The organism is Pontibacter amylolyticus, assembly GCF_014638845.1.
Lineage (GTDB): Bacteria > Bacteroidota > Bacteroidia > Cytophagales > Hymenobacteraceae > Pontibacter > Pontibacter amylolyticus.
Genome location: NZ_BMFP01000008.1, coordinates 1 through 21,757, shown reverse-complemented (window position 1 = coordinate 21,757; position 21,757 = coordinate 1). Strand labels below are relative to the sequence as shown.

22 protein-coding genes are annotated in these 21,757 nt (G+C 51.5%); 13 read left to right on the top strand and 9 right to left on the bottom strand.

Annotated features, from left to right (window positions below; genetic code table 11):
- Positions 1 to 4: 4 nt before the first annotated feature.
- From IEV97_RS17655 to msrB, 3 genes are all read right to left on the bottom strand, one after another.
- A complete protein-coding gene (locus IEV97_RS17655; protein ID WP_188502823.1) occupies positions 5 to 337 on the bottom strand; it encodes a hypothetical protein in 333 nt (110 codons plus the stop codon).
- 89 nt (positions 338 to 426) lie between these two features.
- On the bottom strand, positions 427 to 693 hold the full coding sequence (locus IEV97_RS17650) for a hypothetical protein (protein ID WP_229734021.1): 267 nt from the start codon (positions 691 to 693) through the stop codon (positions 427 to 429).
- A 284-nt stretch (positions 694 to 977) separates the two neighbouring features.
- On the bottom strand, positions 978 to 1,526 hold the full coding sequence (gene msrB / locus IEV97_RS17645; protein ID WP_188502822.1) for a peptide-methionine (R)-S-oxide reductase MsrB: 549 nt from the start codon (positions 1,524 to 1,526) through the stop codon (positions 978 to 980).
- Positions 1,527 to 1,738: 212 nt separating this feature from the next.
- Here msrB and typA point away from each other — a divergent pair, with 212 nt between their 5' ends.
- From typA to IEV97_RS17620, 5 genes are all read left to right on the top strand, one after another.
- Positions 1,739 to 3,550: a translational GTPase TypA gene (gene typA, locus IEV97_RS17640; RefSeq protein ID WP_188502821.1), complete on the top strand. Its 1,812-nt coding sequence runs from the start codon at positions 1,739 to 1,741 to the stop codon at positions 3,548 to 3,550.
- Between the two features lie 200 nt (positions 3,551 to 3,750).
- Entirely contained in the window at positions 3,751 to 4,623 is an 873-nt protein-coding gene (locus IEV97_RS17635) for a DUF4349 domain-containing protein (RefSeq protein WP_188502820.1), read from the top strand.
- A 398-nt stretch (positions 4,624 to 5,021) separates the two neighbouring features.
- Positions 5,022 to 6,236, top strand: a complete 1,215-nt coding sequence (locus IEV97_RS17630; protein WP_188502819.1) for an OmpA family protein — start codon at positions 5,022 to 5,024, stop codon at positions 6,234 to 6,236.
- Between the two features lie 271 nt (positions 6,237 to 6,507).
- On the top strand, positions 6,508 to 8,106 hold the full coding sequence (locus IEV97_RS17625; RefSeq protein ID WP_188502818.1) for a hypothetical protein: 1,599 nt from the start codon (positions 6,508 to 6,510) through the stop codon (positions 8,104 to 8,106).
- Positions 8,107 to 8,188: 82 nt separating this feature from the next.
- Positions 8,189 to 9,775: a hypothetical protein gene (locus IEV97_RS17620; protein WP_188502817.1), complete on the top strand. Its 1,587-nt coding sequence runs from the start codon at positions 8,189 to 8,191 to the stop codon at positions 9,773 to 9,775.
- A gap of 71 nt (positions 9,776 to 9,846) precedes the next feature.
- On the opposite strand, the gene IEV97_RS17615 is transcribed toward IEV97_RS17620, so the two are convergent.
- From IEV97_RS17615 to IEV97_RS17595, 5 genes are all read right to left on the bottom strand, one after another.
- Positions 9,847 to 10,065 carry a hypothetical protein gene (locus IEV97_RS17615; protein ID WP_188502816.1) on the bottom strand — a complete coding sequence of 73 codons (219 nt, stop codon included), beginning with the start codon at positions 10,063 to 10,065 and terminating at the stop codon, positions 9,847 to 9,849.
- 96 nt (positions 10,066 to 10,161) lie between these two features.
- The gene (locus tag IEV97_RS17610) at positions 10,162 to 10,914 is read right to left on the bottom strand and encodes an SDR family NAD(P)-dependent oxidoreductase (protein ID WP_188502815.1); all 753 of its coding nucleotides are present in this window, start codon (positions 10,912 to 10,914) and stop codon (positions 10,162 to 10,164) included.
- A gap of 1 nt (position 10,915) precedes the next feature.
- Entirely contained in the window at positions 10,916 to 11,674 is a 759-nt protein-coding gene (gene porT, locus IEV97_RS17605) for a type IX secretion/gliding motility protein PorT/SprT (protein WP_188502814.1), read from the bottom strand.
- Positions 11,623 to 12,345 carry a bifunctional demethylmenaquinone methyltransferase/2-methoxy-6-polyprenyl-1,4-benzoquinol methylase UbiE gene (ubiE, locus tag IEV97_RS17600; RefSeq protein ID WP_188502813.1) on the bottom strand — a complete coding sequence of 241 codons (723 nt, stop codon included), beginning with the start codon at positions 12,343 to 12,345 and terminating at the stop codon, positions 11,623 to 11,625. The genes porT and ubiE overlap by 52 nt, the downstream gene beginning before the upstream one ends.
- A gap of 136 nt (positions 12,346 to 12,481) precedes the next feature.
- On the bottom strand, positions 12,482 to 14,488 hold the full coding sequence (locus tag IEV97_RS17595) for an OmpA family protein (RefSeq protein WP_188502812.1): 2,007 nt from the start codon (positions 14,486 to 14,488) through the stop codon (positions 12,482 to 12,484).
- Positions 14,489 to 14,994: 506 nt separating this feature from the next.
- Between IEV97_RS17595 and yihA the strand changes: the two genes are divergently transcribed.
- The 4 genes from yihA to IEV97_RS17575 all read left to right on the top strand — a co-directional run bounded on the left by yihA (position 14,995) and on the right by IEV97_RS17575 (position 16,976).
- Positions 14,995 to 15,597, top strand: coding sequence for a ribosome biogenesis GTP-binding protein YihA/YsxC (gene yihA / locus IEV97_RS17590; RefSeq protein WP_188502811.1), 603 nt, complete (start codon positions 14,995 to 14,997; stop codon positions 15,595 to 15,597).
- A gap of 74 nt (positions 15,598 to 15,671) precedes the next feature.
- Entirely contained in the window at positions 15,672 to 16,070 is a 399-nt protein-coding gene (locus IEV97_RS17585) for an energy transducer TonB (protein ID WP_188502810.1), read from the top strand.
- Between the two features lie 21 nt (positions 16,071 to 16,091).
- Positions 16,092 to 16,595: a DUF5606 family protein gene (locus IEV97_RS17580; protein ID WP_188502809.1), complete on the top strand. Its 504-nt coding sequence runs from the start codon at positions 16,092 to 16,094 to the stop codon at positions 16,593 to 16,595.
- A 72-nt stretch (positions 16,596 to 16,667) separates the two neighbouring features.
- Positions 16,668 to 16,976 carry a hypothetical protein gene (locus tag IEV97_RS17575; RefSeq protein ID WP_188502808.1) on the top strand — a complete coding sequence of 103 codons (309 nt, stop codon included), beginning with the start codon at positions 16,668 to 16,670 and terminating at the stop codon, positions 16,974 to 16,976.
- Here IEV97_RS17575 and fbp read toward each other — a convergent pair.
- Positions 16,973 to 17,998: a class 1 fructose-bisphosphatase gene (gene fbp, locus IEV97_RS17570; protein WP_188502807.1), complete on the bottom strand. Its 1,026-nt coding sequence runs from the start codon at positions 17,996 to 17,998 to the stop codon at positions 16,973 to 16,975. The genes IEV97_RS17575 and fbp overlap by 4 nt on opposite strands.
- A 92-nt stretch (positions 17,999 to 18,090) precedes the next feature.
- Here fbp and IEV97_RS17565 point away from each other — a divergent pair, with 92 nt between their 5' ends.
- The 4 genes from IEV97_RS17565 (at position 18,091) to IEV97_RS17550 (ending at position 21,665) form a co-directional block, all read left to right on the top strand.
- The gene (locus IEV97_RS17565; RefSeq protein ID WP_188502806.1) at positions 18,091 to 19,356 is read left to right on the top strand and encodes an aspartate kinase; all 1,266 of its coding nucleotides are present in this window, start codon (positions 18,091 to 18,093) and stop codon (positions 19,354 to 19,356) included.
- Positions 19,357 to 19,425: 69 nt separating this feature from the next.
- The gene (locus IEV97_RS17560; RefSeq protein ID WP_188502805.1) at positions 19,426 to 20,199 is read left to right on the top strand and encodes an enoyl-CoA hydratase-related protein; all 774 of its coding nucleotides are present in this window, start codon (positions 19,426 to 19,428) and stop codon (positions 20,197 to 20,199) included.
- Between the two features lie 339 nt (positions 20,200 to 20,538).
- Positions 20,539 to 21,003 carry a Fur family transcriptional regulator gene (locus tag IEV97_RS17555; RefSeq protein WP_188502804.1) on the top strand — a complete coding sequence of 155 codons (465 nt, stop codon included), beginning with the start codon at positions 20,539 to 20,541 and terminating at the stop codon, positions 21,001 to 21,003.
- A 32-nt stretch (positions 21,004 to 21,035) separates the two neighbouring features.
- On the top strand, positions 21,036 to 21,665 hold the full coding sequence (locus IEV97_RS17550) for a peroxiredoxin (protein WP_188502803.1): 630 nt from the start codon (positions 21,036 to 21,038) through the stop codon (positions 21,663 to 21,665).
- Positions 21,666 to 21,757: the final 92 nt, after the last annotated feature.

Sequence of the window (21,757 nt, the reverse complement as noted above, 5' to 3'; positions counted from 1 at the left end):
TACCTTAATTGTTTCCAACGGGCGGCTTGGTGGGTAGAATGCGTAGGATGCGGTGTCTTGTGGAATCTACCGGAGCATTGGGCAGTTGCTGAGGTCGTACTTCAGGCGGCAGGTTAACGGGAGCATTGCGGTCATACTCTTCGATATTACGCTTGCGGTTAATGTCGCTTGCCTGCTCGTGCATTTGGTGACGCACCGGCTGGCCTTCTCTATACCTGACACGCTGTGAATGGTCCGGATTAGGCGGCAAAGGACCCCTTCCCCCTTCTGAAAGTGAGGTGCAACCCATAATCGCAAGCAGCGCAATTCCCCCTATCCAGTTCAGGCACTTTTTCATCTCGTTTTATCTTAAAATAGTAAAATAAAGGCACTAATTAAAATGCCTTATACTATGTATACGGATGAAAAAGTATAAAAGCGCGCTAGTTACTCATTTGTATCGGCGAGGCTACTCTCCCCTACTTGTGTAAGCATAAGCCCTTCCGGGGCAGGTGTCACCCAGGCCAGTTTTGCCAGGTGGTGCTCTGCTTCCTTCTGCACGTCTTTGTACTTCGGATAGCGCTCCTGCAGGTATGGATAAAGCTCCTGGTACTGCAGCACCTCACCTGCCTGTATGTTTCTCGCCTTAAAGGCCGCCATAATGGTCTGCGCTAGATTTTCTATGTTCTCCGCTTCAGAGTGTAGTTCAGTCATGTCTGTTTTCTCGTTAGTGTTGGATAGAAAGTACGGCGTATGGGAGTTTAGAGTTGAATTTTGAATGATTGTTGAATTGTTAGATGGTTAAATTGTTGAATGGGTTTCGTAGGGGCAGGTCGCGACCTGTCCGAAACGTTCACCGGCAGTCATGCATCGCTATACCTGTCCAAGTCCCGCACCAACACACCTAACTAAATCGTGCGCTGAAATCCCCTCCTCGGAGGGGCAGGGGCAGGTCAATCGTGCACGAGCAACAATTTAACCATCAGCAATTCAACAATTTACTTACCCTTCTTAAAGCCTAGCGCGGCTGAGTTGAGGCAGTAGCGCAGACCGGTTGGCTTGGGTCCGTCGTCGAACACGTGTCCCAGGTGCCCGCCGCATTTGCCGCACACGACTTCGGTGCGCACCATGCCCATGCTGCGGTCAGTCAGTTCTCTCACGTTTTTGGCAGAGATCGGCTTGAAGTAGCTGGGCCAACCGGTACCGGAGTCAAACTTGGTGTCGGAGGAGAAAAGCTCATTGCCGCAGGCGGCGCAGGTATAGGTGCCCTTTTCGTGGTGATCATTATACTTGCCGCTGAAAGCAGGCTCCGTTCCCTTCTCGCGGAGCACAAAATATTGCTCCGGCGTGAGCAGTCTTTTCCACTCGGCGTCGGTTTTGGTAACCTCGTAGGTTTGTTTTGATTTTTTGGTCCCGCCGTTCTGGGTGACATCTGCGTCTGCTGAAGCCAGGATAACACCCTCGGAGTCGGTGACCGGCTGGTCCTGCTGGCCGCAGGCGGGCAGGCTCAGGAACAAGAGCAGGGTATAGACATAAAACATTTTCATACAGTTGTTTACGAAATTCCAGAGCAAATAACGGGCCCTGTTGATTATTTTATACCTCATTGAACAAAGGAAGGCTGTAGAATGTTTGCTCCTTAACCTAGGCCATCGTGCTGAGAGAGAAGATTTAATAATAACCTAACCTGTTTATTTCGAGCGGACTACTAAAAATACGAAGGGTTTTACATACCTTTGCACCTCGAAAAATCTATTCAATGCAAAATATTCGAAATATCGCGATTATCGCACACGTAGACCACGGCAAGACGACGCTCGTGGACAAGATCATCCACGCTTCAAAGCTATTCGCTGACCACCAGCACTTTGACGACCTTATCCTAGACAACAATGACCTGGAGCGCGAGCGCGGTATCACGATCGTTTCCAAGAACGTATCAGTTCGTTACAAAGGCTTTAAGATCAACGTAATCGACACACCTGGTCACGCCGACTTCGGCGGCGAGGTAGAGCGCGTTCTGAAAATGGCCGATGGTGTACTTCTGCTGGTAGATGCCTTTGAAGGCGCCATGCCACAGACACGTTTCGTATTGGGCAAAGCCATTCAGCTGGGCCTGAAGCCGATCGTAGTAGTAAACAAAGTAGACAAAGAAAACTGCCGTCCTGATGAAGTGCACGAGCAGGTGTTCGACCTGATGTTCAACCTCGAGGCATCTGAAGACCAGCTGGACTTCACCACGCTGTACGGTTCTTCCAAGCAGGGCTGGATGAGCACTGACTGGACACAGCCAACAACTGACATCACGCCGCTTCTGGACGCTATCATCGATGTAATTCCTGCCGCGCCTTACCGTGAAGGTTCGCCGCAAATGCAGATCACCTCGCTTGACTACTCTTCTTTCGTAGGTCGTATCGCCATCGGTCGTGTGCACCGTGGTACCCTGAAGGAAGGTATGCCGATCAGTTTGATGAAAGCAGATGGCTCTATCAAGAAAGGTCGTATCAAAGAACTGCAGGTATTTGAAGGCCTTGGCAGAAAATCAGTGCAGGAAGTGTCTGCCGGCGAAATCTGCGCCGTGACAGGTATAGAAGGCTTCGACATTGGCGATACTATTGCTGATGCGGAGAATCCGGAGGCACTGCCACGCATCTCGATTGATGAGCCAACCATGAACATGCTCTTCACGATCAACAACTCTCCTTTCTTCGGCAAAGAGGGCAAGTTCGTGACGTCGCGCCACCTGCGTGACCGCCTGTTCAAAGAAACTGAGAAAAACCTGGCCCTGCGCGTACAGGAAACCGACCGCGAGGATTCTTTCCTGGTATTCGGTCGCGGTATCCTCCACTTGTCCGTACTGATCGAAACGATGCGTCGTGAAGGTTACGAACTGCAGGTGGGTCAGCCACAGGTAATCTATAAGGAAATTGACGGCGTACGCCACGAGCCAATCGAGCACCTGGTAGTAGACGTTCCGGAAGAGACTGCCGGCAAGGTAATCGAGCTGGTGTCGATGCGTAAAGGTGAACTGACCATCATGGAGCCAAAAGGCGACCTGCAGCACCTGGAGTTTACAATTCCAGCGCGTGGTCTGATCGGTCTGCGTAACAACGTACTGACAGCCACTGCCGGTGAGGCCATCATGAACCACCGCTTCATGTCATACGAGCCGCACAAAGGCCCTATCCCTGGCCGTAACAACGGTTCTATCATTTCGATGGAAACAGGCCCGGGCACAGCTTATTCTATCGATAAGCTGCAGGACAGAGGCACTTTCTTCGTTGATCCGGGTGTAGACGTGTACATGGGTCAGGTAATTGGCGAGCATAACCGCCAGAACGATATCACGGTGAACATCCAGAAGGGCAAGAAGCTGACAAACATGCGTGCTTCCGGTTCTGACGACAACACCAAGATCGCTCCGGCCAAGAACTTCTCGCTGGAAGAAGCCATGGAATACATCCAGAAGGATGAATACCTGGAAGTGACGCCAAAGAGCCTGCGCATGCGTAAGATCTACCTCGACGAGAACGAGCGTAACCGCATGAGCAAGAAAGAAGAAGTAGCGTAGGTATAGCCTGCTCTAGATAAGAAATCCCCGACCGGTATACCTGGTCGGGGATTTTTGTTTTGGAGCATTTGTAAATGCACCTCTTATACCTGAACGGGACTTAGAACACGGGACTCAAAACATTTTTTCAGAGGTTCGTGTGGAATTTCAGGGGCAATTGCATCTATAAGCTGTCACAGCTCACACCCTTAGAATTCGCCATGTTACGACAACTCTTCTCTAAAACCGGTCTGCACTTATCCTGCTGCCACCTTCACAAACCGGCAACCACTCGCACGAAATCCGGTCCGCCAGCCATTGCCGGGATGATTCTACTCACGCTGCTTTTTTCCATCGCCGGATGCCAGTCACAAAATGAAAAACCTGTGTACGATGTCGCTGAATCAGTTATGATGGCACCTCCGCCTCCCGAAGCACCTGCCATGGAACTGCAGCGAAAGCTGATCAAAGAGGGACAGGTGGAGTACGAGACTGACCAGATCGATGTAACCCGCCAGACAGTATTTGCCGCGGTGGAAAAACACAAAGGGTATATCTCCTCTGACAATGAGTTTAAATCTCCGGGAAGGATCAGCAATACCTTGGTCATCAGAGTGCCTGCCGACAACTTTGACAACCTGCTGCGTGAAGCTACTGCAGGTGTGAAGAAGTTTGACGCTAGGGAAGTAAACGTGAAAGATGTCACGGAAGAGTTCCTGGATATACAAGCCCGCCTCAAGACCAAGAAGGAGCTCGAAGCCAGGTTCCTGGAGCTGCTCAAGAAAGCGAATACCGTAACAGAGGTGCTGGAGATCGAAAAGCAAATCGCTGCCCTGCGCTCCGACATCGAATCGGTTGAAGGGCGGCTGAAATACCTGGAAAACCAAGTTTCCCTTTCCACCCTGACCATGACATTTTACGAAAGCACCCCTGTCTATACCGAGTTCTCGAAAGAGTTCAAAGAAGGCTTCCGGAATGGCTGGGACAACCTGATCTGGTTCTTCGTTTTGCTCACCAACATCTGGCCATTTATACTTCTTGGACTCCTGTTGCTGATCGGACTAAGCGCCTATAGGAAGCAAAAAAGGAAATAACGCCGCATACAGGAAGCAAAAGAAAAACTGATTTTTGGCACCCCTACACTTCAAAAGGCACTCTTTCGCTAAGCCCTCTCCTTACTCCTGCATAATGACTGTGATCTCAGGTATAAGCAACGTGTACCTCGACCGAAGACAGAACTAGCATATTAGAATTGTACCGGAGACGGAAGTAAAACCGGCTTGGAAGCTGGCGAGGATATTTCGATGCAACACGCATTGAAGGGCACCTTAAAGAAAACCATAGCCGAAGTTGGGCTCGAACCAGCTCTTACTCACCCTTGTCTGCTGAACGTTCACCCATAAAAAATATCTCTTTGCAGATTTTATAATTATACATATTTAAATTATAATTATAAGCAATACCTTTCTCCTAGTACCATACCTTCTGTATTATGAGAAAACATGCTTTTTTTGCCGGACTTCTTGCACTGGTTTTTTTATGTTTTACACCAGCCGCAGCCCAATTCAACGTGGGGAAAAACCTCAAAAATAAAATCAACTCTAAGATCAACCAGAAAGTAGACCAACAGGTTGACAAGTCCATTGACGAAACGCTGGAAGGCAAAAAAGAAGCCCCGTCCGACAAAAGCGATGGCAAGAGCAGTGCTGCCAAAGTAGGCGGATCAGGTTCAGGGGAAGCGAAAATGAAAGCTTGGAGCAAGTACGACTTTGTGCCGGGCGACAAGGTGCTGTTTGCAGATAATCTTTCGGGCGAAGAGAATGGCGAGTTCCCATCTCGCTGGGACCTGAACAAGGGCAATGCCGAAGTAGCCGATTTCGGAGGCGAACCTGTCATCAACCTGGTTGCCACCGGCACGAGCATCAAGCCCCTCATGAAGCGGGAAAACTGGCTCCCCGAAACCTTCACCATCGAGATGGACCTCTACTTTGACAGTGACAACCCCAACGTGGCCTATGAAATTTTCCTGGTAGATGACATTAAGGATTATAAGGAAGAGATCAACGGGCACTTCTGGGAACCGATAGATGTGCGTGCGAACGGGCTCCGGTTCAAAACCTATGGCTCTGAGTCAGAGGAGCTGAAAGCGAAAGGGGTTAACAGCCAGTGGCGCCACCTGTCCATAGCTTTTAACAAGCGCAGCATGAAGGTATACCTGGACGAAGAGCGCCTCATCAACATCCCAAATGTAACGGGTAAGCCAACCGGTCTTCGCATAGAAGTGGACAAGCGCGTAGATGCGAACACAATGGTGAAGAATGTGTTGATTGCCGAAGGCGGAAAAAAACTGTATGACCAAATGGCGGCCGACGGCAAAATAGTTACCTACGGCATCAAGTTCGATGTGAACAAAGCGGATATACGTCCGGAGTCGGCAGGTACGCTCAGCAGCATCGCCAAACTCATGGAGGAACAACCTGCCCTTAAATTCAGCGTGGAAGGCCACACCGACAGCGATGGGGACGACAACGCAAACATGAAACTCAGCCAACAGCGGGCAGAAGCAGTCAAGACCTACCTGATCGGGCAGGGTATAGCCGCTGAACGGTTAGAAGCCAAAGGCTGGGGCGAGTCCAGGCCAATCGACAAGAACGCTACAGCCGAAGCAAAATCAAATAACAGGCGGGTGGAGTTCGTGAAAAAATAAAACACCAGGTATACCTGCCCGTAAGGAGGGGCTGTCGCATTGTGCGGCGGCCCCTCCTTGTTTTATAGTGGTGGCTTTGCGTAATGTTTCATACCCCCAGCCAGCTATACCTGTCCAGTTAGCCTGCAGTTCACGCTATAGTTTAATCTGCCTTCGCTTTGTGCGGCGCAATGCGCCTTAGAGCGAAAATAAATCCCATTCGACAGCCCTTCTGTAAACATTAGCGCTGATTTACGTTAGATAGGCAAATAAATTTGATAACATACCTTGCATGAAAAGCTACCACCTGCACGTTGTCTCCCTCGCGTGCATCCTCCTTTTTTCCTCAGGCTGCGCCCGGAGGAATTATTTTGCCAAAACACCTGTCGTTGACCAGGCGCGCTATCAACAACTCAAAACCGCCTCTCCCGCCGATGTAGACAGTGTGACCGTAATGGCCGGCAAGCATTACAAGCGTACCGGATTCCACAATCTCTTCTGGGGCAAGCACTACCGCGAGGTATGGGCCACGCCTGTCAAAGTCAGCGTCTTCGACATGAAAAAGGCCAAAGGCGGCCTGTCTATCGAGAAGTTAGGGGGAGGTATGCAGACCACCAGCCTCACCCTGATTGATGACAAGGGCTTTACCTACGCGCTACGCTCTTTGGACAAGGACCCGGCCGGCATCCTGCCTAAGTTCTGGGGCAAAACCTTTGTGGCAAATGTGCTCCGCGACCAAACCTCGGCCATCAACCCCTATGCCGCCTTCGTGCTGCCCCCCATGGCGGAGGCAGCAGGCATACCGCACTCAAAACCAGAGTTGGTGTACGTGCTTCCATCAGACACTACCTTCAGAGAGCACAGCGACAGGTTCCAGGACCGTGTGTTCATGATCGAGGAGAAATACAACGACGACCGCACCCTCACGCCCATGCTCGGCAATGCCGTGGATATTGCCAGCTCCAAAAAGATGCTCAAGAAACGGTTTGGCGAAGATGACCACTTTATCGACCAGCGCGAGTTTGCCCGTGCCCGTCTCTTCGACCTGTTCATCAACGACTGGGACCGGCACGAAGGCCAGTGGGAATGGGCGGTGTACGACGATGGCGACAACAAACGCTACCGCGCCATCCCCAAAGACCGCGACAACGCCATGTTTAAGTTTGACGATGGCATCATTCCCTGGCTCTTCAGCCGCAAGTGGGCCATCCGGAAGTTTGAGACCTTCGGCCCTGAATACAGGGATGTGTATGCCCTGATGATGAATGCCAGCTTTATTGACCAGCGCGCCCTGACCGAACTGACGGCAGAGGACTACCAGCAGCTTGCCACCGAACTGCAGGCATCCCTGACAGACGGGGTCATTGAACGGGCTGTCCGCCAGTTTCCGCCCAAGGTATACGACCGCTTGGGTGAGCAAACTATACGCAATCTGAAAAGCCGCCGGGACCTGCTGCCACAGGCCGCACAGGAATTTTACCTGCACCTGGCCAAGACCCCACTGGTGATCGGGACTGACCAGGAAGAGCGGTTTGAGGTGGAGCGCCTGAACGACGAAGAGACAGCTGTCAAGGTGATCCGGTTATCTGACGACAAGCAGGTATACCACCGGGTGTTCAAACGCAGCGAGACCAAACAGATCACCCTGCACGGGCTGGCCGAGGACGACGAATTCGAAGTGAAGGGTGATGTCAACAAAGGTATACGCGTCGTGATTGTGGGCGGCCGCGGTGAAGACGAGATCAAAGACAAATCGAATGTGAAAGGCTCGCGACGCAAAACCATTGTGTATGACACGAAGCGGGGCACCGAAATTGAATTTGGGCCCGAAACCGTCGATAAGACCACCAGCGACGTAAGAGTACACGCCTTTGACAGGGAGGGCCACTAAGCAACCCCCACCACAAAGCACCAACCGACACCCCGTACCATGCACCCTAAACGCTATCACCTTATTAAATACCCTTTTCTGTTTGCTGGGCCTGTTTTCGGCAGGCTGCATCGGCAACAAGTACACGCACAGCCTGCAGCAGGTGCCCCCTCCTGCCCAGCCTGCCACTGCTATACCTGCCTACACCGACAGCACCGTCACGGTGGCTGTTGGCGCGCACTACGGTCGCGGCGGGCTGCACACGTTCTTCTATAGCAAGCACTACCGCCCCGCCTGGACTACGCCAGTCGAATTCAGGGTACTGGACCTCGGTACCGAGAAAGGCGGTCTGACGCCTACCCAACAAGGCGGCAGCCGGCAAACCAGGAACCTGCGCCTGGAGACCGCTGACGGTAAAGAGTACGTGCTGCGCTCGATTGATAAGGACCCTGCCACGGCACTTCCTGAGAAGTGGCAACAAAGCTATGCCGCCAACATCATCCGCGATGCCACTTCCGCCACGCACCCCTACGCAGCCCTGGTACTGCCTCCCATGGCCGATGCCATCGGTATACACCACACCAAGCCCGAACTGGTATACATACCCCATGATCCACGCCTGGGCGAGTATCTGGAAGACTTCGGCGGCATGGTCGCGCTGATGGAGATCAGACCGAACGATGATCTGTCCGACGAGCCGGGGATGGGGAACTCGGAGAACATCAAAAGCACCCGGGCGATGCTCAAAGACCGCTTCTTCGACAACGACAGCCACGTGGATGCCCGTTACTACCTGCGGGCCCGCCTCTTCGACATGCTGATTGGTGACTGGAGCCGGCACGAAGACAACTGGCGCTGGGCACAGTATAAGCACGAGGGCGTGAAGGTATACCAGGCCGTGCCCCGCGACCGTGACAATGTATTCTACAAATTAAATGATGCGATCATTCCCTGGCTCTTCATGCGCACGGGCCTGAAAAAACACTTCCGGACGTATAGTGATAACTTATCAAACCTGGATGACCTGAACAGAAGCGGCCGTAACCTGGACGAAACCATTCTCGCCAGCCTCACTTACCAGGACTGGATGGAAGTGGCAGACAGCGTCAGCAGCGCGCTTACGGATAAGGTGATTGAGCAGTCGTTCCGGCAAATGCCCGATAATATCTACCAGCTTACGGCTTCCCCTATTATGACACAGCTGAAGTCTCGCCGCGACAAACTGGGCGATTCCATCCGAAAGTACTACAAGAGCTTAATGCGGGAGGCGATCGTCGTCGGGACTGACAAGCACGAGAGGTTTGAGGTGGAGGTACTGTCTGCCAACGAGGTGCGGGTGCAGGTATATAAGATCAATAAAAAGGGGGAAGAGCGACGACAGCTATTTGACCGGGTTTTTCAGGCCTCGGACACAAAAGAGATCCACCTCTACGGTCTCAACGGAGACGATGAGTTTATAGTGAAGGGGGAAATCCGGCCAAAGATCAAAGTGAGGGTATGGGGTGGTGCCGGCGAGGACAGTTATACCGTGAAAGGACCAAAGTCTATGGCCCGGCGCATCTGGATAGAAGACACTGAATACCGCAACTCCTATGACCTGAGCCAGGGCACCCGCCAAAAGACCAATCAAAATCCACAGGCCAACCAGTTTGATGCCGAAGGCTGGCTGCTGCGCTATTACCTGGATTAGGGAACGACATAGCACAAAAAAGAGGGAGCCGGCTATTAAAGCCGGCTCCCTCTCTCTATTTATTTAACAGACTACTTCTTTTTTCCCTGGTCGTTCGAGTCTTTTGCTCTCCAGGCGCCCTGTCCCTGCTGTTGGCTGGCAGTGGCTTTTGTGCCATCTGTGCCTAAGTCGGTAGCACCCTTGTGGTTTGCTTCGTTCGAATGGTTCTTAGGCATCGGCTGTGAATTTGCGCCTTTTTCGGGTTTTTGCCTGTTCTTATTCTCGTCTGAATTATGCTTGTTCGTAGCCATATCTTTGATTTTATAGATCACGTCTAGTCCGCAATTATTACGGACATTCCCCTTTAAGTACGGCCAGCTTAAGGGTGGGTTGTCAGCGTGAGTTGGCTACAGCTGTTTATTCAGCACGGTGGCCGAGGCCTGCGCGGTCGGTAAGATCAACACTTCAGCAATGTTGACGTGGGCAGGGCGTGTGACCATAAAGGTGATCAGATCGGCTATATCTTCAGCACGCAGCGGCTCGTAGCCCTGGTATACACCGGCGGCCCGTTCCTTATCGCCCTTAAAGCGAACCTCCGAGAACTCCGTCTCCACCAGGCCAGGGTTCACTTCCGATACTTTTATACCTTCCTGCACCAGGTCGATGCGCATGCCTTTGGAGATGGCATCCACTGCAAACTTAGAAGCGCAGTACACGTTGCCATTGGCGTACACCTCTTTCCCGGCAATGGAACCGATGTTGATGATGTGGCCCTGCTTGCGGGCAATCATAAGCGGGAGCACCGCATGCGTCACGTAGAGCAGGCCCTTCACATTGATATCGAGCATGGCATCCCAGTCGTCCAGGTCACCGTGCTGCACCGGAGCCAGGCCGTGCGCATTGCCTGCGTTGTTCACCAGTACTTCTACGTTCTTCCAATCATCGGGCAGGCTGCCGATAGCCTCGTTCACAGTCGCACGGTCACGCACATCGAATTGCAGGGTCAGCACGGGAACCTCCGTTATCTCCTGCTGTAGCTCTTGTAAGCGGTCGGTACGGCGACCGGTGGCTATAATATGAAAACCCAGCCTGGCCAATGCCAGAGCCGTAGCGCGGCCTATACCTGATGTAGCTCCTGTGACAAGTGCAATGCGTGCCATATTATTCGAAATGGAAGATTAAAGAAACGTTCCGGGTAGTCATTTTATCGATCAGATAATTGTATTCCCCTCCAGAGTTACTTTTCTGGTTCATAAGTCCGTGGGAGAAGCGCAGTTCCGGCGCGAACTTAAAGTACGGGTAGAAAACGTCCAGACCCACGCCATACTCTATTGACAGATCATTGCGGTTTATGCGGAGCAGGTCGCGGTTCTGCGTATGCTTGGTATTGCCCAGCACCCGACTGGCCTTAACACCACCTACCATGTACATCCTGAAGTTGCCACGGCGCTTCGCTCTATACTTGAGCAGCACCGGCAGTTCGATCACCGGCGAGGCAAAGGTCGTATTATCAAAGCTTCCGCCTTCCCCTTCCGGCACACTTCCACTTTCAAAATCGATGCTGCGGCCATAGAAGCCCACACCGGGCACAAAGCGGGCATCCAGGTATTCGAGCAGGCGCACATTCAGCACCAGGCCGGGATAAAAGCCCAGGCTGTTCATAGTGTTTACCTGCGTGCCACCGGCTGCCTGATCGGCATAAGCCTGTGAGTGCTCAATGTAGTACTTCGAGTAAGACATGCCCAGGTAGAAGCCATAGTGAATGCGCTTTTCATCGTAGCCAGGCTTATTCTCGCCTCTTACTTTCTGCGTCTGGGCATGTAGCTGCGTAGCGCTAGCCAGGAAAGTCAGGAAAAATACCGTAAAGCTTATTTTTTGCCGGTGTAGATGGAGCTGATTCCAAATGTGAGTGAATGCCATTTTGTTTGTTTAAAGCCAACTTCTTCAAAGATGTTCAGGAATTCCTTGCCGTCCGGGAAAGCCTGCACCGACTCGGGCAGGTAGGTATAGGCGGCATGGTCCTTAGAAACGAATTTACCTACCACCGGTAGTATGTTCTTAAAATAAAATTGATACAGCTGCTTCATCGGGAAGCTTTGCGGCTTGGAGAACTCCAGCACTACAGCAGTGCCGCCCGGCTTGAGCACGCGTCGCATCTCCGACAGGCCCTGCCTCAGGTTTTCGAAGTTGCGCACCCCAAAGGCCACCGTAATCGCGTCGAAGCTGTTGTCCTCAAAAGGCAGGTTCTCGGAGTCACCGTACTTCAGCTCGATCCTGTGGTCCAGTCCTTTTCGCTTCAGCTTTTCACGCCCCACGGCCAGCATACCTTCCGAAATGTCAACGCCTGTGATTTTATCTGGGTTAAGGCTCAGCGCCTCGATCGCAAAGTCGGCTGTACCGGTGGCAATGTCCAGCATTTGCTTCGGTTTTTCGGCCTTGAGCAGGCTCACTGCCTTTTTGCGCCAGATGATGTCGATGCCGGCACTTAGGAAATGGTTCAGAAAATCGTATTTGCCCGCAATGTTGTCGAACATCTGAGCAACCTGCGATTTCTTGTCGTTATTCTGGTCTTTGTAGGGTACTACCGCCATGGGTTATGCTTATGTAATAAAAGAACAAAAATACTCTAACTGTAACTATTATGCACAGTTTGTGTTCCATTATTATAAAAAAACAGGCTGAGCGAATGCCCAGCCTGTTTTTATTTATACAATGTGATCAGGCAACTTAGTTTACAGGCACTTCCTGCTGTGTGTCCTGACGCTGAATGATCTTGAACTCTGTTCTTCTGTTCAGCTGCATGTTGGCTGCAGAATTGTTAGTAGCAACCGGACGACGCTCGCCGTAGCTTACTGTTACAAGTCTGCGGGCAGAGATGCCCTGCTGCACCAGGTAGTCGTAGGCAGCGTTAGCACGGTTCTCACCAAGTGTCATGTTGTACTGTTCGCTGGCGCGTGAGTCGGTGTGGCCTTCGATGCTTACGTTCACGTTCGGGTTGGCTTTCATGTAAGCGGCAACAGCATCCAGCTCACGAATTGACTCGGCACGAAGTTCATACTTGTCAGTATCGTAGTAGATGTTTTTGAACTCCATAGTCGCAGTCTTATCTGATGTACCTCTGTCCGCCAACGCTGGTGCAGTGGATACACGAGTCGGATCATCACCAAAGTCGATGTAGAAGTTCTGCTCAATAGTAGCCGTGTCGTTCAGCACCATTGGCATTTCGAAAGACTCCGTCGTCAGCACCTGGCCGTCTTTTGTGATCTCCACCTGGTACGTACGGCCAGAAAGGATACGCAGGTCATACAGACCATCTTCCTGCTTTGTCACGTCGCGGTAAGAGATTGGACGCTTGTCAGCCTGCTGACCGTTGAACACAAGCTCCAGACCAGGTATAGCCAGGCTGTCGTTTGTCGCATACACACGGCCAGTCACGCGAGCGGCACGGATGTAGTTGATGGTGTAAATGTCCTTTTCGCCGTAGCCACCGATGCGGTAAGAAGACAGGTAAGCGTAGCTTCCGTCCGGGCTCAGGCGGTAGTAGGTATCGTCGTCTGGCGTGTTAACCGGGTAACCCAGGTTCTCAGGACGGGCAAAACGCTTGGCCACTGAGTCGTATTTGGCCACAAAGATGTCATAACCACCCATGGTGTTGTGTCCGCGCGAAGCGAAGAACAGCGAGCCGTCAGCAGCCATATACGGGCTGTCGTCATCAAACTTGGTGTTGATGGCGGCACCTACGTTGCGAGGCTTGCCCCACTCACCGTTCTTCTGGCGCTGTGATACGTAAATATCCAGGTCACCATCTTCAGAGTAGTGGCTGGTTGAGAAGTAGAGGCGCTGGTTGTCCGGTGTGATAAAGGCATCAGACTCGAAGTCGGCTGTGTTGATGTTGGAACCGATGCTCTTGGCATCACCCCACGAACCGTCAGCCTGACGCTCAGCGTACATGATGTCACCGTTGTTTACAGAGCGGTACAACAGCATTTTGGTGTCGTTGTCAAACAACTGGATAGAAGCGTCGTGGCCTGAGCTTTTCAGGTTACCGGCGATGGAGCGCGGCTGCTCCCACTCGTCGCCCTGGATGCGGCGTGTTTCGTAGATATCTTCGAAATACTCACCGTCAGAGGCTTTGGCACTGTTCTGGTTGTTACCGGCGCTGCGCGAGGTGAACAGCAGGTAGTTGTCGTCAGAAGAGATCACCGGGCTGTGCTCGGAGTACTCCGTATTCACTACGCCACCCAGGTTTTTCACGAAGATGTCCTTCGGGTTGGCCACTTCCTTCTGGGCGTTGCGGCTGTGCTGAATTAGCATGGCTACCTCTTCGCGGCGCCAGTCATCACGCTTGCGGATGTTGGGCATGTAAGCCTGGTAGTGCTTGATGGCATCGTCGAAACGGTAGTTGATGTGATTGATACGGCCCAGCCAGTATTCAATGTCACGATCTACGTTAGGCTTTACAGACTGTGCTTTGTTGATGTACTCTGCCGCTTTCTCCTTATCGAAAGTCATGTAGCTGATACCCGCAAAGTAAAGGGCTTCAGCGTTGTTTGGGTCGTTGGCCAGCACTTGCTCGTAATAAGGCAAGGCAGCGCGGTAGTTTTCACGGTCAAAAAATTTGTTTCCAGTCCGTACCAGCTTTCTGTTACTCTGCGCATCTACCGTGTAGGCACTCACACAGGTAACCGCCAGTGCTAAGGAAAGCCGTGAAAATAATTTGGCTAAATTATTCATGCTGTAAAGGGTTTTTTATACTTATTGTTTGTATGGAAATATGTGTTAATCTCTTCCTGAAGAACGCGACAAAGGCCTGCCTACCTGTTTGATCCGGCATGCTGGCGGCTTACTACCTTTATCCTGCTGCTTTTATCTCATTCCTTCCCCACATCCAACAACATCCCCCTTACGCTACTAACGCTATAATAGATTCACTAATATCTATTTTTATATACTACCGCAGTAACCCAACCCTAGATCAGAGAGCAAATATATTAAAATATACATATAAACTATATACGTTTCTGGATTATTTAATAAAACGTTATTTCGGCTTCTACTGATCTGCCTCCGATATACCTGTCTGGTACGGCTTGCGGCCTTGGCAATACATGTTAACTAAAATAATAGTAATTTTGACAAATCCGGCACGCGCCCTCCATCACCGGCAAGTGCGTGCCGACAATTAAAACTGCCACATCAACAGGCCAACTACCGGCCCGGTGGCTTAAGCTAGCAACAGCATGGTTATAAAAGAAGCAAAATTCTTAATAAGTAATACCCGGGTCGATTTATGCCCCGAACCCAACAAACCGGAGTACGCTTTCATCGGCCGCTCCAATGTAGGCAAATCCTCGCTGATCAATATGCTGACCGGGCAAAAAGGACTGGCAAAAACATCCCAGTCACCGGGTAAAACCCAACTTATCAACCATTTCCTGATCAACGACCAGTGGTACCTTGTCGACTTGCCGGGCTATGGTTATGCCAAAGTGAGCAAAGAGTCGCGGGAGCAGTGGCGCAAGATGATCAACTACTATATGCAGAAACGTGAAAACCTGACCTGCGTGTTCGTCTTGATAGATTCACGCCACGAGCCTATGCAGGTCGATCTCGACTTTATGCAACATCTGGGCGAGCTCGGCGTTCCTTTTGTGATCGTGTTCACCAAAGCTGACAAGCAGTCGGCCACCAAGACTGACTCAACCATAGCCGCCTACGCCCGTAAGATGCAGGAAACCTGGGATGAGCTTCCCCGCATGTTCAAGACCTCTGCAGAAAACAGGACTGGTCGTGACGAAATCCTTCAATTTATAGAGGAGGTAAACGCACAAGTGCAGTCGTAACCGGCACAGGGTTTGCGGTTTAGGAAGAAGGTATACCGGGTGTGCACCAACTTAAACTTAAATTGTTTACCCTTATGAAAAGTAAAATCTCAATTTTGTTTCTTTTATTTGCCTTTGTGACCTTTGCCGCCACTGCTCAGTCAGCTGATACGGCCAAGGAGAAAGAGGTATGGATACCGTCGAAGTCTATTGCGGTAGCGGAGTACTACAAAGGTGGCCAGGAGGCCATGTACCAGTTTATCGACAAGCAGATCAAGTACCCGGCCCTGGCCCGCAAAAACCGTGTGCAGGGCGAGTGCATTATCAGCTTCACACTGAATGAAGACGGCTCTACTTCGGGCTTCAAAGTGCTGAAAAACGCAGGTGCAGGCACCGGTGAGGAGGCGATGCGCATTGCCAAAATGCTAAAATTCAAAGCACCCGGCCCTGGCTTCGGCATGGTGGCCAGCGTGCCCATAATGTTTAAACTATAACCAAAGTTTTTATACCTGATTATGCCTATTGATTTAAGACAAGTTTCAGCCATTGCCGGCATGAGCGGACTTTACCGCATCGTAAAGCCTACACGCAACGGCGTAATTGTGGAGAGCCTTTCTGACACGCCTACCCGCATGGTGGCCCAGGCACGCCACCGTATGTCGCTGCTGGACGAGATATCGATCTATACCAACGACGAGGAGGCAACCGTACCGCTGGCCGATGTAATGGACCGCATCCACCAGAAATACAACGGTGAGCTGCCTTTCGGCGAGAAGCCCTCTGACGAGGAACTGAAGAGCTTTATGTCGGACGTACTGCCTGACTACGACGAAGACCGCGTGTATGTGTCTGACATGCGCAAACTAGCCACCTGGTACAGCATCGTGAACAAGCACGTAGGCTTTACAGCTGACGAAGAAGCTGCCTCAGAAGAAAAGGCGGAAACCGCCTCAGAAAAGAAAGCAGCGGAAGGCAAAGAAGAAAAGGCTGAATCAAAGGCAAAGAAGGCCAAGAAATAAGAACCTGCCCTATAGAAAAGCCCTCCGGACAGGAGGGCTTTTTTTTTATCGCTATACCTTACGCTTACAACCATGACCTACTCCCCTGCCCTACTTGAGAGCGCCGCGCGTCAGCTGCAGCGGGTTTTCGAATCAGAGCGCCAGCTGCCTTCCCAGGAAAGTGACCTGACAAGGGAGGTGGCCAACATGGTGCTATACCTGCTCCGCCATAACCTGAACCAGCTGCTCAACATCCTGTACCGCATCGATGTGGAGGAGCGCAAATTAAAACAGGCCATGCTCGCGGCCTCCGAAGAAGAAGTAGCCGAAAACATAGCCCGTTTAATTGTGGAGCGTGAGCTGCTCAAAGCGCAGATCCGCTTCCGGTATAGCCAGAATTAGTTTGCTACAACTGCTTCTTTTTTTTCCACTTCTGCTTTTATAAACTCCTCCACCTTATTCACCATCTCCGAAGATCCGATGATGAGCGGAGAGCGCTGGTGCAGTTCGGTTGGCTCGACTTCCATGATGCGGCTTTTGCCGGTAGAGGCCTTGCCGCCTGCCTGCTCCGCGATAAAGGCCAGCGCGTTGCACTCGTACAACAGGCGCAGCTTACCGTTAGGTGCTTTCGCTGTGGACGGATATATGTATACCCCACCCTTGATCAGGTTGCGGTGGAAGTCAGACACCAGCGAGCCGATGTAACGACCCGAGTAGCCGTTCTCTTTGCAGTAGCTCAGGTAATTCTTGATGCCCTCCGGGAAGCTGTTATAGCCGCCTTCGTTGCAGGAGTAGATCGTGCCGGTTTCGGGTGTGCGCATGTTCGGGTGAGAAAGGAAAAACTCGCCCAGCGATGGCTCATATGTAAAGCCGTTTACGCCATGACCCGTAGTGTATACCAGCATCGTAGAAGAGCCGTACACGACGTAGCCGGCTGCGATCTGGGCAGTACCTCTTTGCATGCAATCTTCCATGGTGCCTTCTGTACCTGCTACAGAAACGCGGCGGTAGATCGAGAAGATGGTGCCGATCGACACGTTCACGTCGATGTTGGAAGAGCCGTCCAGCGGGTCGATGGCCACGATATATTTGCCTTTGAGGTTGCCTGTCTGAATGATTTCGTCTTCTTCCTCTGAGATGATGGCACACACCTCGCCTCCGTTACGAAGGGCGCGTATGAAGCGGATGTTGGCGATCACGTCGAGTTTCTGTTGTTCTTCTCCCTGCACGTTCTGCTGACCGTAGGCTCCGGTAACGTCAATCAGGCCGGCACGGTTAATTTCGCGGTTCACGATCTTGGCTGCCAGGGCAATGTCGCGCAGCAACTGCGATAGTTCTCCGGTCGCAAAAGGGAAGTCCTCCTGCTTTCTCATGATAAACCTGTCAAGTGTGGTACCGACAGGAAGCGCTAGTTTGTCATTCATTATGGTGAAATTTAAATATATAGCTACAAAAATATGATATTTTGAAACATAACCGAAGGATACTTACATTTACGCAGTATTAGTCCCAATTGATGAAAGTATTTAAGTTTGGCGGCGCCTCGGTAAAAGACGCCGGTGCATTGCAAAATCTGGCTCAGATCGTGTCCGCACAGGGCGGCGAAAAAGAACTGCTACTGGTGGTGTCTGCCATGGGCAAAACGACCAATGCCCTGGAACAGGTATACGACCTGGCCGCTGCGGGTCATGATTTCACTGACGCCCTGCATCAGAGCCGTCAGTACCATTTAGCTATTGTTCATGAGCTTTTCCCGAACAGAGAACACCCTGTATACGAACGACTCGAACATCTGTTTACCCAATTGCAGCAAGTATTGCAAGGGTGTAAAAGCCAGCCAGTTGCCAACTACGACAGAGGTTACGACCAGGTCGTGAGCTTCGGCGAGCTGGTATCTTCTGTTATCGTGCATTATTTTTTGCAGGATCAAGGTATAGCAAGCGCCTGGGTCGACAGCCGAAAATACATTCAGACGGACACTACCTGGCGCGAAGCCCGTGTGGACTGGGCCTGGACCGAGCGGGTGATCAAGCGAGACCTGCCCGCTATCCTGACACAGCAGCTTATCGTGACGCAGGGCTTTCTGGGCGGTACCAACAATGGCCTTACCACCACCCTGGGCCGCGAGGGCTCTGACTTCAGCGGGGCCATTTTCGCCTATTGCCTCGATGCCGAGGGCCTTTACATCTGGAAGGATGTGGCCGGCCTGCTAAACGCCGACCCGAAGCGCTTCGCCCATACCGTGCGCTACGACATGCTCGACTACCAGGAGACGGTGGAAATGGCTTACTACGGCGCTTCGGTCATTCACCCGAAGACGATCAAACCTCTGGCCAACAAGTCGATTCCGCTTTATGTGAAATCCTTCCTGGACCCGACGGCCGGAGGCACCAAGATCTGCGACTGCCGCTTTGAGAAGCTCAGCCCGGCCTATATCGTGAAAGACAACCAGTGCCTTGTGTCGTTCAGCGCCAAGGATTTTACTTTCATCAGCGAAAAGAACCTAGGCACCATTTTCAACGCCCTGTCAGAACTGCGTCTCAAGATCAACCTGATGCAAAACTCGGCCATCTCGTTTTCGATCTGTACTGACTACAATGAGGAGCGCCTTCAGAAACTACTCGAAACGCTGAAAGACCAGTTCACCATTCACTACAACACTCGTCTGCAGCTTTTCACGATCAAGAACTACGACAACGAGAGTATCCAGGAAATCACGAAAGACAAAGAATTGCTGCTCGAACAGCGGACCAGAACGACGTTTCAGGTGGTGTGCCGCTGACCTCCCTCCTGCCCTTTTCCCAATTCCTGCAAAAGCTGTAACTTAGTCCGGAACAAACACGACTGAACTATGGAATTTATACTGGTAACCCCGCAGGCCCGTCCGCACGTGGCCCTGATACAACTCAACCGTCCGAAAGAGCTCAACGCCCTGAACCTGCAGTTGATGGGCGAAATGCGCGATGCCCTGAAAGAGCTCGACGACAACGACGAGGTACGTGCCATCATCATCACGGGCAATGAGCGGGCATTCGCCGCGGGTGCCGACATCAAGCAGATGGCGGGCAAAACAGCGATTGATATGCTCAACATCGACCAGTTCTCTACCTGGGACCAGATCCGCAAGACCAAAAAACCTATTATCGCGGCCGTTTCCGGTTTTGCGCTGGGCGGTGGTTGCGAACTGGCCATGACCTGCGACATGATCGTGGCTTCAGAGACAGCGCAGTTCGGTCAGCCGGAGATCAAGATCGGGGTGATGCCTGGTGCGGGCGGCACACAGCGTCTGACCAAGGCCATCGGTAAAGCCAAGGCCATGGAGATGGTGTTGACAGGCCGATTTATGTCTGCCGCTGAAGCTGAGAAGCACGGCCTGATCAACCGCGTGGTGCCAGTGGAGCTATACCTGGAAGAGGCTTTTAAACTGGCTGGTGAAGTCGCCCAAATGTCGCCGGTGGCGGCCAAACTGGCCAAAGAATCCGTGAACCGCTCTTTCGAAACCAACCTCGACGAAGGCCTGCACTTCGAGCGCAAGAACTTCTACCTCTGCTTCGCCTCCGAAGACCAGACCGAAGGCATGAACGCCTTTGTGGAAAAGCGCAAGCCGGAGTTTAAGGGTAGATAAATTATAATAGTTACAACAGTGTTGTAGCGACGTTACAATGTAACGTCGCTACTTTTTGCCCTTGCTCGCGTCCCGCGCGCATGAGAGCTACCCGGCGGACTTCCCGAAAGTGTTCGGGATTTTCAGCTGGCAGCTCTTCCTGTCCCATTAGATAGTTCCAGATTTCTCGCTAGCACTCGAAATGACAGATGTGAGTGAGGTCTCAGTACCTACTCCAACTCTCTCCCACCCAAAGTTCCCCTATTCACAAACAACTTTTATTGCTTCACTTTTTATTCTTCAGAAGAAGCCTTACCTTTGCGGAACTATTCCTAGTTAGGAAACATTCTTATTTACTGTATGCAGCACCTGACCCGAGACGAAATACGACAAAGCCTGACTGAGTGTGGCCTGAAGGCGACGCATCAGCGCATTGTGGTGCTCGAAGCGGTGGCAGAGTTGCACGGTTCGCACCCAACGGCAGAAGATGTTTTCCAGCGCTTAAGACCTGCTAACCCGACGATTTCGCTGGGGACGGTTTATAAAACGCTCGATACCTTTACCGATACAGGTATGCTGCGGCGGGTTGTTTCAGAAGGCGGCAGCAAGCGTTACGATTCTAATACGATGACGCACAGCCACATCTACTGCAGCAAGACCAAGGAGATAGTTGATTTTGAGGATATAGAGTTGGAGCAGCTGCTGATCAAATTTTTCAGTGAGCGCCAGGTGGAGAACTTCGAAATCAAGGGCTTTTCGATTCAGCTGACTGGCTGTAAGGTAGAGCCCGACAAAAAGATAAGCATTACAAGAGTTTCTAAATAGATTATTTCAAAACCCAATAAAAACAAAACAAAATGGCAGTATTAGTAGGTAAAAAAGCTCCTTCTTTCAAAGCTACAGCAGTAGTGAATGGCGAATTCGAAGAAAACTTCTCTCTTGACCAGTACATCGGCAAGAAGCACGTGATCTTCTATTTTTACCCAATGGACTTCACTTTCGTTTGCCCTACCGAGATCATCGCGTTTCAGGACAGAATGGAAGAGTTCGATCGTAAGAATGTTGCCGTAGTTGGTTGCTCTACCGACACGCATTTTTCTCACTTCGCATGGTTGAACACACCACGCAACCAAGGCGGTATCGAGGGGGTTGAGTACCCGCTTGTAGCTGACGCTTCTAAGACAATCGCTCAGAACTTCGACGTGCTGGCTGGTCACTACGACTACAACGAAGAAGGCGAAGCGATCTTTGTAGGTGAGCCGGTTGCTTACCGCGGTCTGTTCCTGATCGACAAAGAAGGTGTTGTTCGTCACCAGGTTGTAAACGACCTTCCGCTTGGCCGTTCTATTGACGAGGCGCTGCGTATGGTGGATGCCCTGCAGTATTTCGAGCAGAAAGGCGAAGTTTGCCCGGCTAACTGGTCTGAAGGCAAAGAAGCGATGAGCGCTACAAAAGAAGGTGTATCTAACTACCTTGCAAAGCACTAAGCTTTAAGTAACTTATGAATCTTTAAGTAACTTATGAATCGTCCTGAAATAAGTTGACAGATTTAACAAGGTCCCGGTTTGTTTAGGCAGGC

What these genes read in the sequence shown, in the direction of transcription:
- IEV97_RS17650 (WP_229734021.1), bottom strand. Translation starts at nt 693, where the DNA reads ATGACTGAACTACACTCTGAAGCGGAGAACATAGAAAATCTAGCGCAG.
- IEV97_RS17580 (WP_188502809.1), top strand. Translation starts at nt 16,092, where the DNA reads ATGCCTATTGATTTAAGACAAGTTTCAGCCATTGCCGGCATGAGCGGA.
- IEV97_RS17595 (WP_188502812.1), bottom strand. Translation starts at nt 14,488, where the DNA reads ATGAATAATTTAGCCAAATTATTTTCACGGCTTTCCTTAGCACTGGCG.
- IEV97_RS17635 (WP_188502820.1), top strand. Translation starts at nt 3,751, where the DNA reads ATGTTACGACAACTCTTCTCTAAAACCGGTCTGCACTTATCCTGCTGC.
- msrB (WP_188502822.1), bottom strand. Translation starts at nt 1,526, where the DNA reads ATGAAAATGTTTTATGTCTATACCCTGCTCTTGTTCCTGAGCCTGCCC.
- IEV97_RS17625 (WP_188502818.1), top strand. Translation starts at nt 6,508, where the DNA reads ATGAAAAGCTACCACCTGCACGTTGTCTCCCTCGCGTGCATCCTCCTT.
- typA (WP_188502821.1), top strand. Translation starts at nt 1,739, where the DNA reads ATGCAAAATATTCGAAATATCGCGATTATCGCACACGTAGACCACGGC.
- IEV97_RS17630 (WP_188502819.1), top strand. Translation starts at nt 5,022, where the DNA reads ATGAGAAAACATGCTTTTTTTGCCGGACTTCTTGCACTGGTTTTTTTA.
- IEV97_RS17550 (WP_188502803.1), top strand. Translation starts at nt 21,036, where the DNA reads ATGGCAGTATTAGTAGGTAAAAAAGCTCCTTCTTTCAAAGCTACAGCA.
- ubiE (WP_188502813.1), bottom strand. Translation starts at nt 12,345, where the DNA reads ATGGCGGTAGTACCCTACAAAGACCAGAATAACGACAAGAAATCGCAG.
- porT (WP_188502814.1), bottom strand. Translation starts at nt 11,674, where the DNA reads ATGGCATTCACTCACATTTGGAATCAGCTCCATCTACACCGGCAAAAA.
- IEV97_RS17565 (WP_188502806.1), top strand. Translation starts at nt 18,091, where the DNA reads ATGAAAGTATTTAAGTTTGGCGGCGCCTCGGTAAAAGACGCCGGTGCA.
- fbp (WP_188502807.1), bottom strand. Translation starts at nt 17,998, where the DNA reads ATGAATGACAAACTAGCGCTTCCTGTCGGTACCACACTTGACAGGTTT.
- IEV97_RS17585 (WP_188502810.1), top strand. Translation starts at nt 15,672, where the DNA reads ATGAAAAGTAAAATCTCAATTTTGTTTCTTTTATTTGCCTTTGTGACC.
- IEV97_RS17575 (WP_188502808.1), top strand. Translation starts at nt 16,668, where the DNA reads ATGACCTACTCCCCTGCCCTACTTGAGAGCGCCGCGCGTCAGCTGCAG.
- IEV97_RS17560 (WP_188502805.1), top strand. Translation starts at nt 19,426, where the DNA reads ATGGAATTTATACTGGTAACCCCGCAGGCCCGTCCGCACGTGGCCCTG.
- IEV97_RS17655 (WP_188502823.1), bottom strand. Translation starts at nt 337, where the DNA reads ATGAAAAAGTGCCTGAACTGGATAGGGGGAATTGCGCTGCTTGCGATT.
- yihA (WP_188502811.1), top strand. Translation starts at nt 14,995, where the DNA reads ATGGTTATAAAAGAAGCAAAATTCTTAATAAGTAATACCCGGGTCGAT.
- IEV97_RS17615 (WP_188502816.1), bottom strand. Translation starts at nt 10,065, where the DNA reads ATGGCTACGAACAAGCATAATTCAGACGAGAATAAGAACAGGCAAAAA.
- IEV97_RS17555 (WP_188502804.1), top strand. Translation starts at nt 20,539, where the DNA reads ATGCAGCACCTGACCCGAGACGAAATACGACAAAGCCTGACTGAGTGT.
- IEV97_RS17610 (WP_188502815.1), bottom strand. Translation starts at nt 10,914, where the DNA reads ATGGCACGCATTGCACTTGTCACAGGAGCTACATCAGGTATAGGCCGC.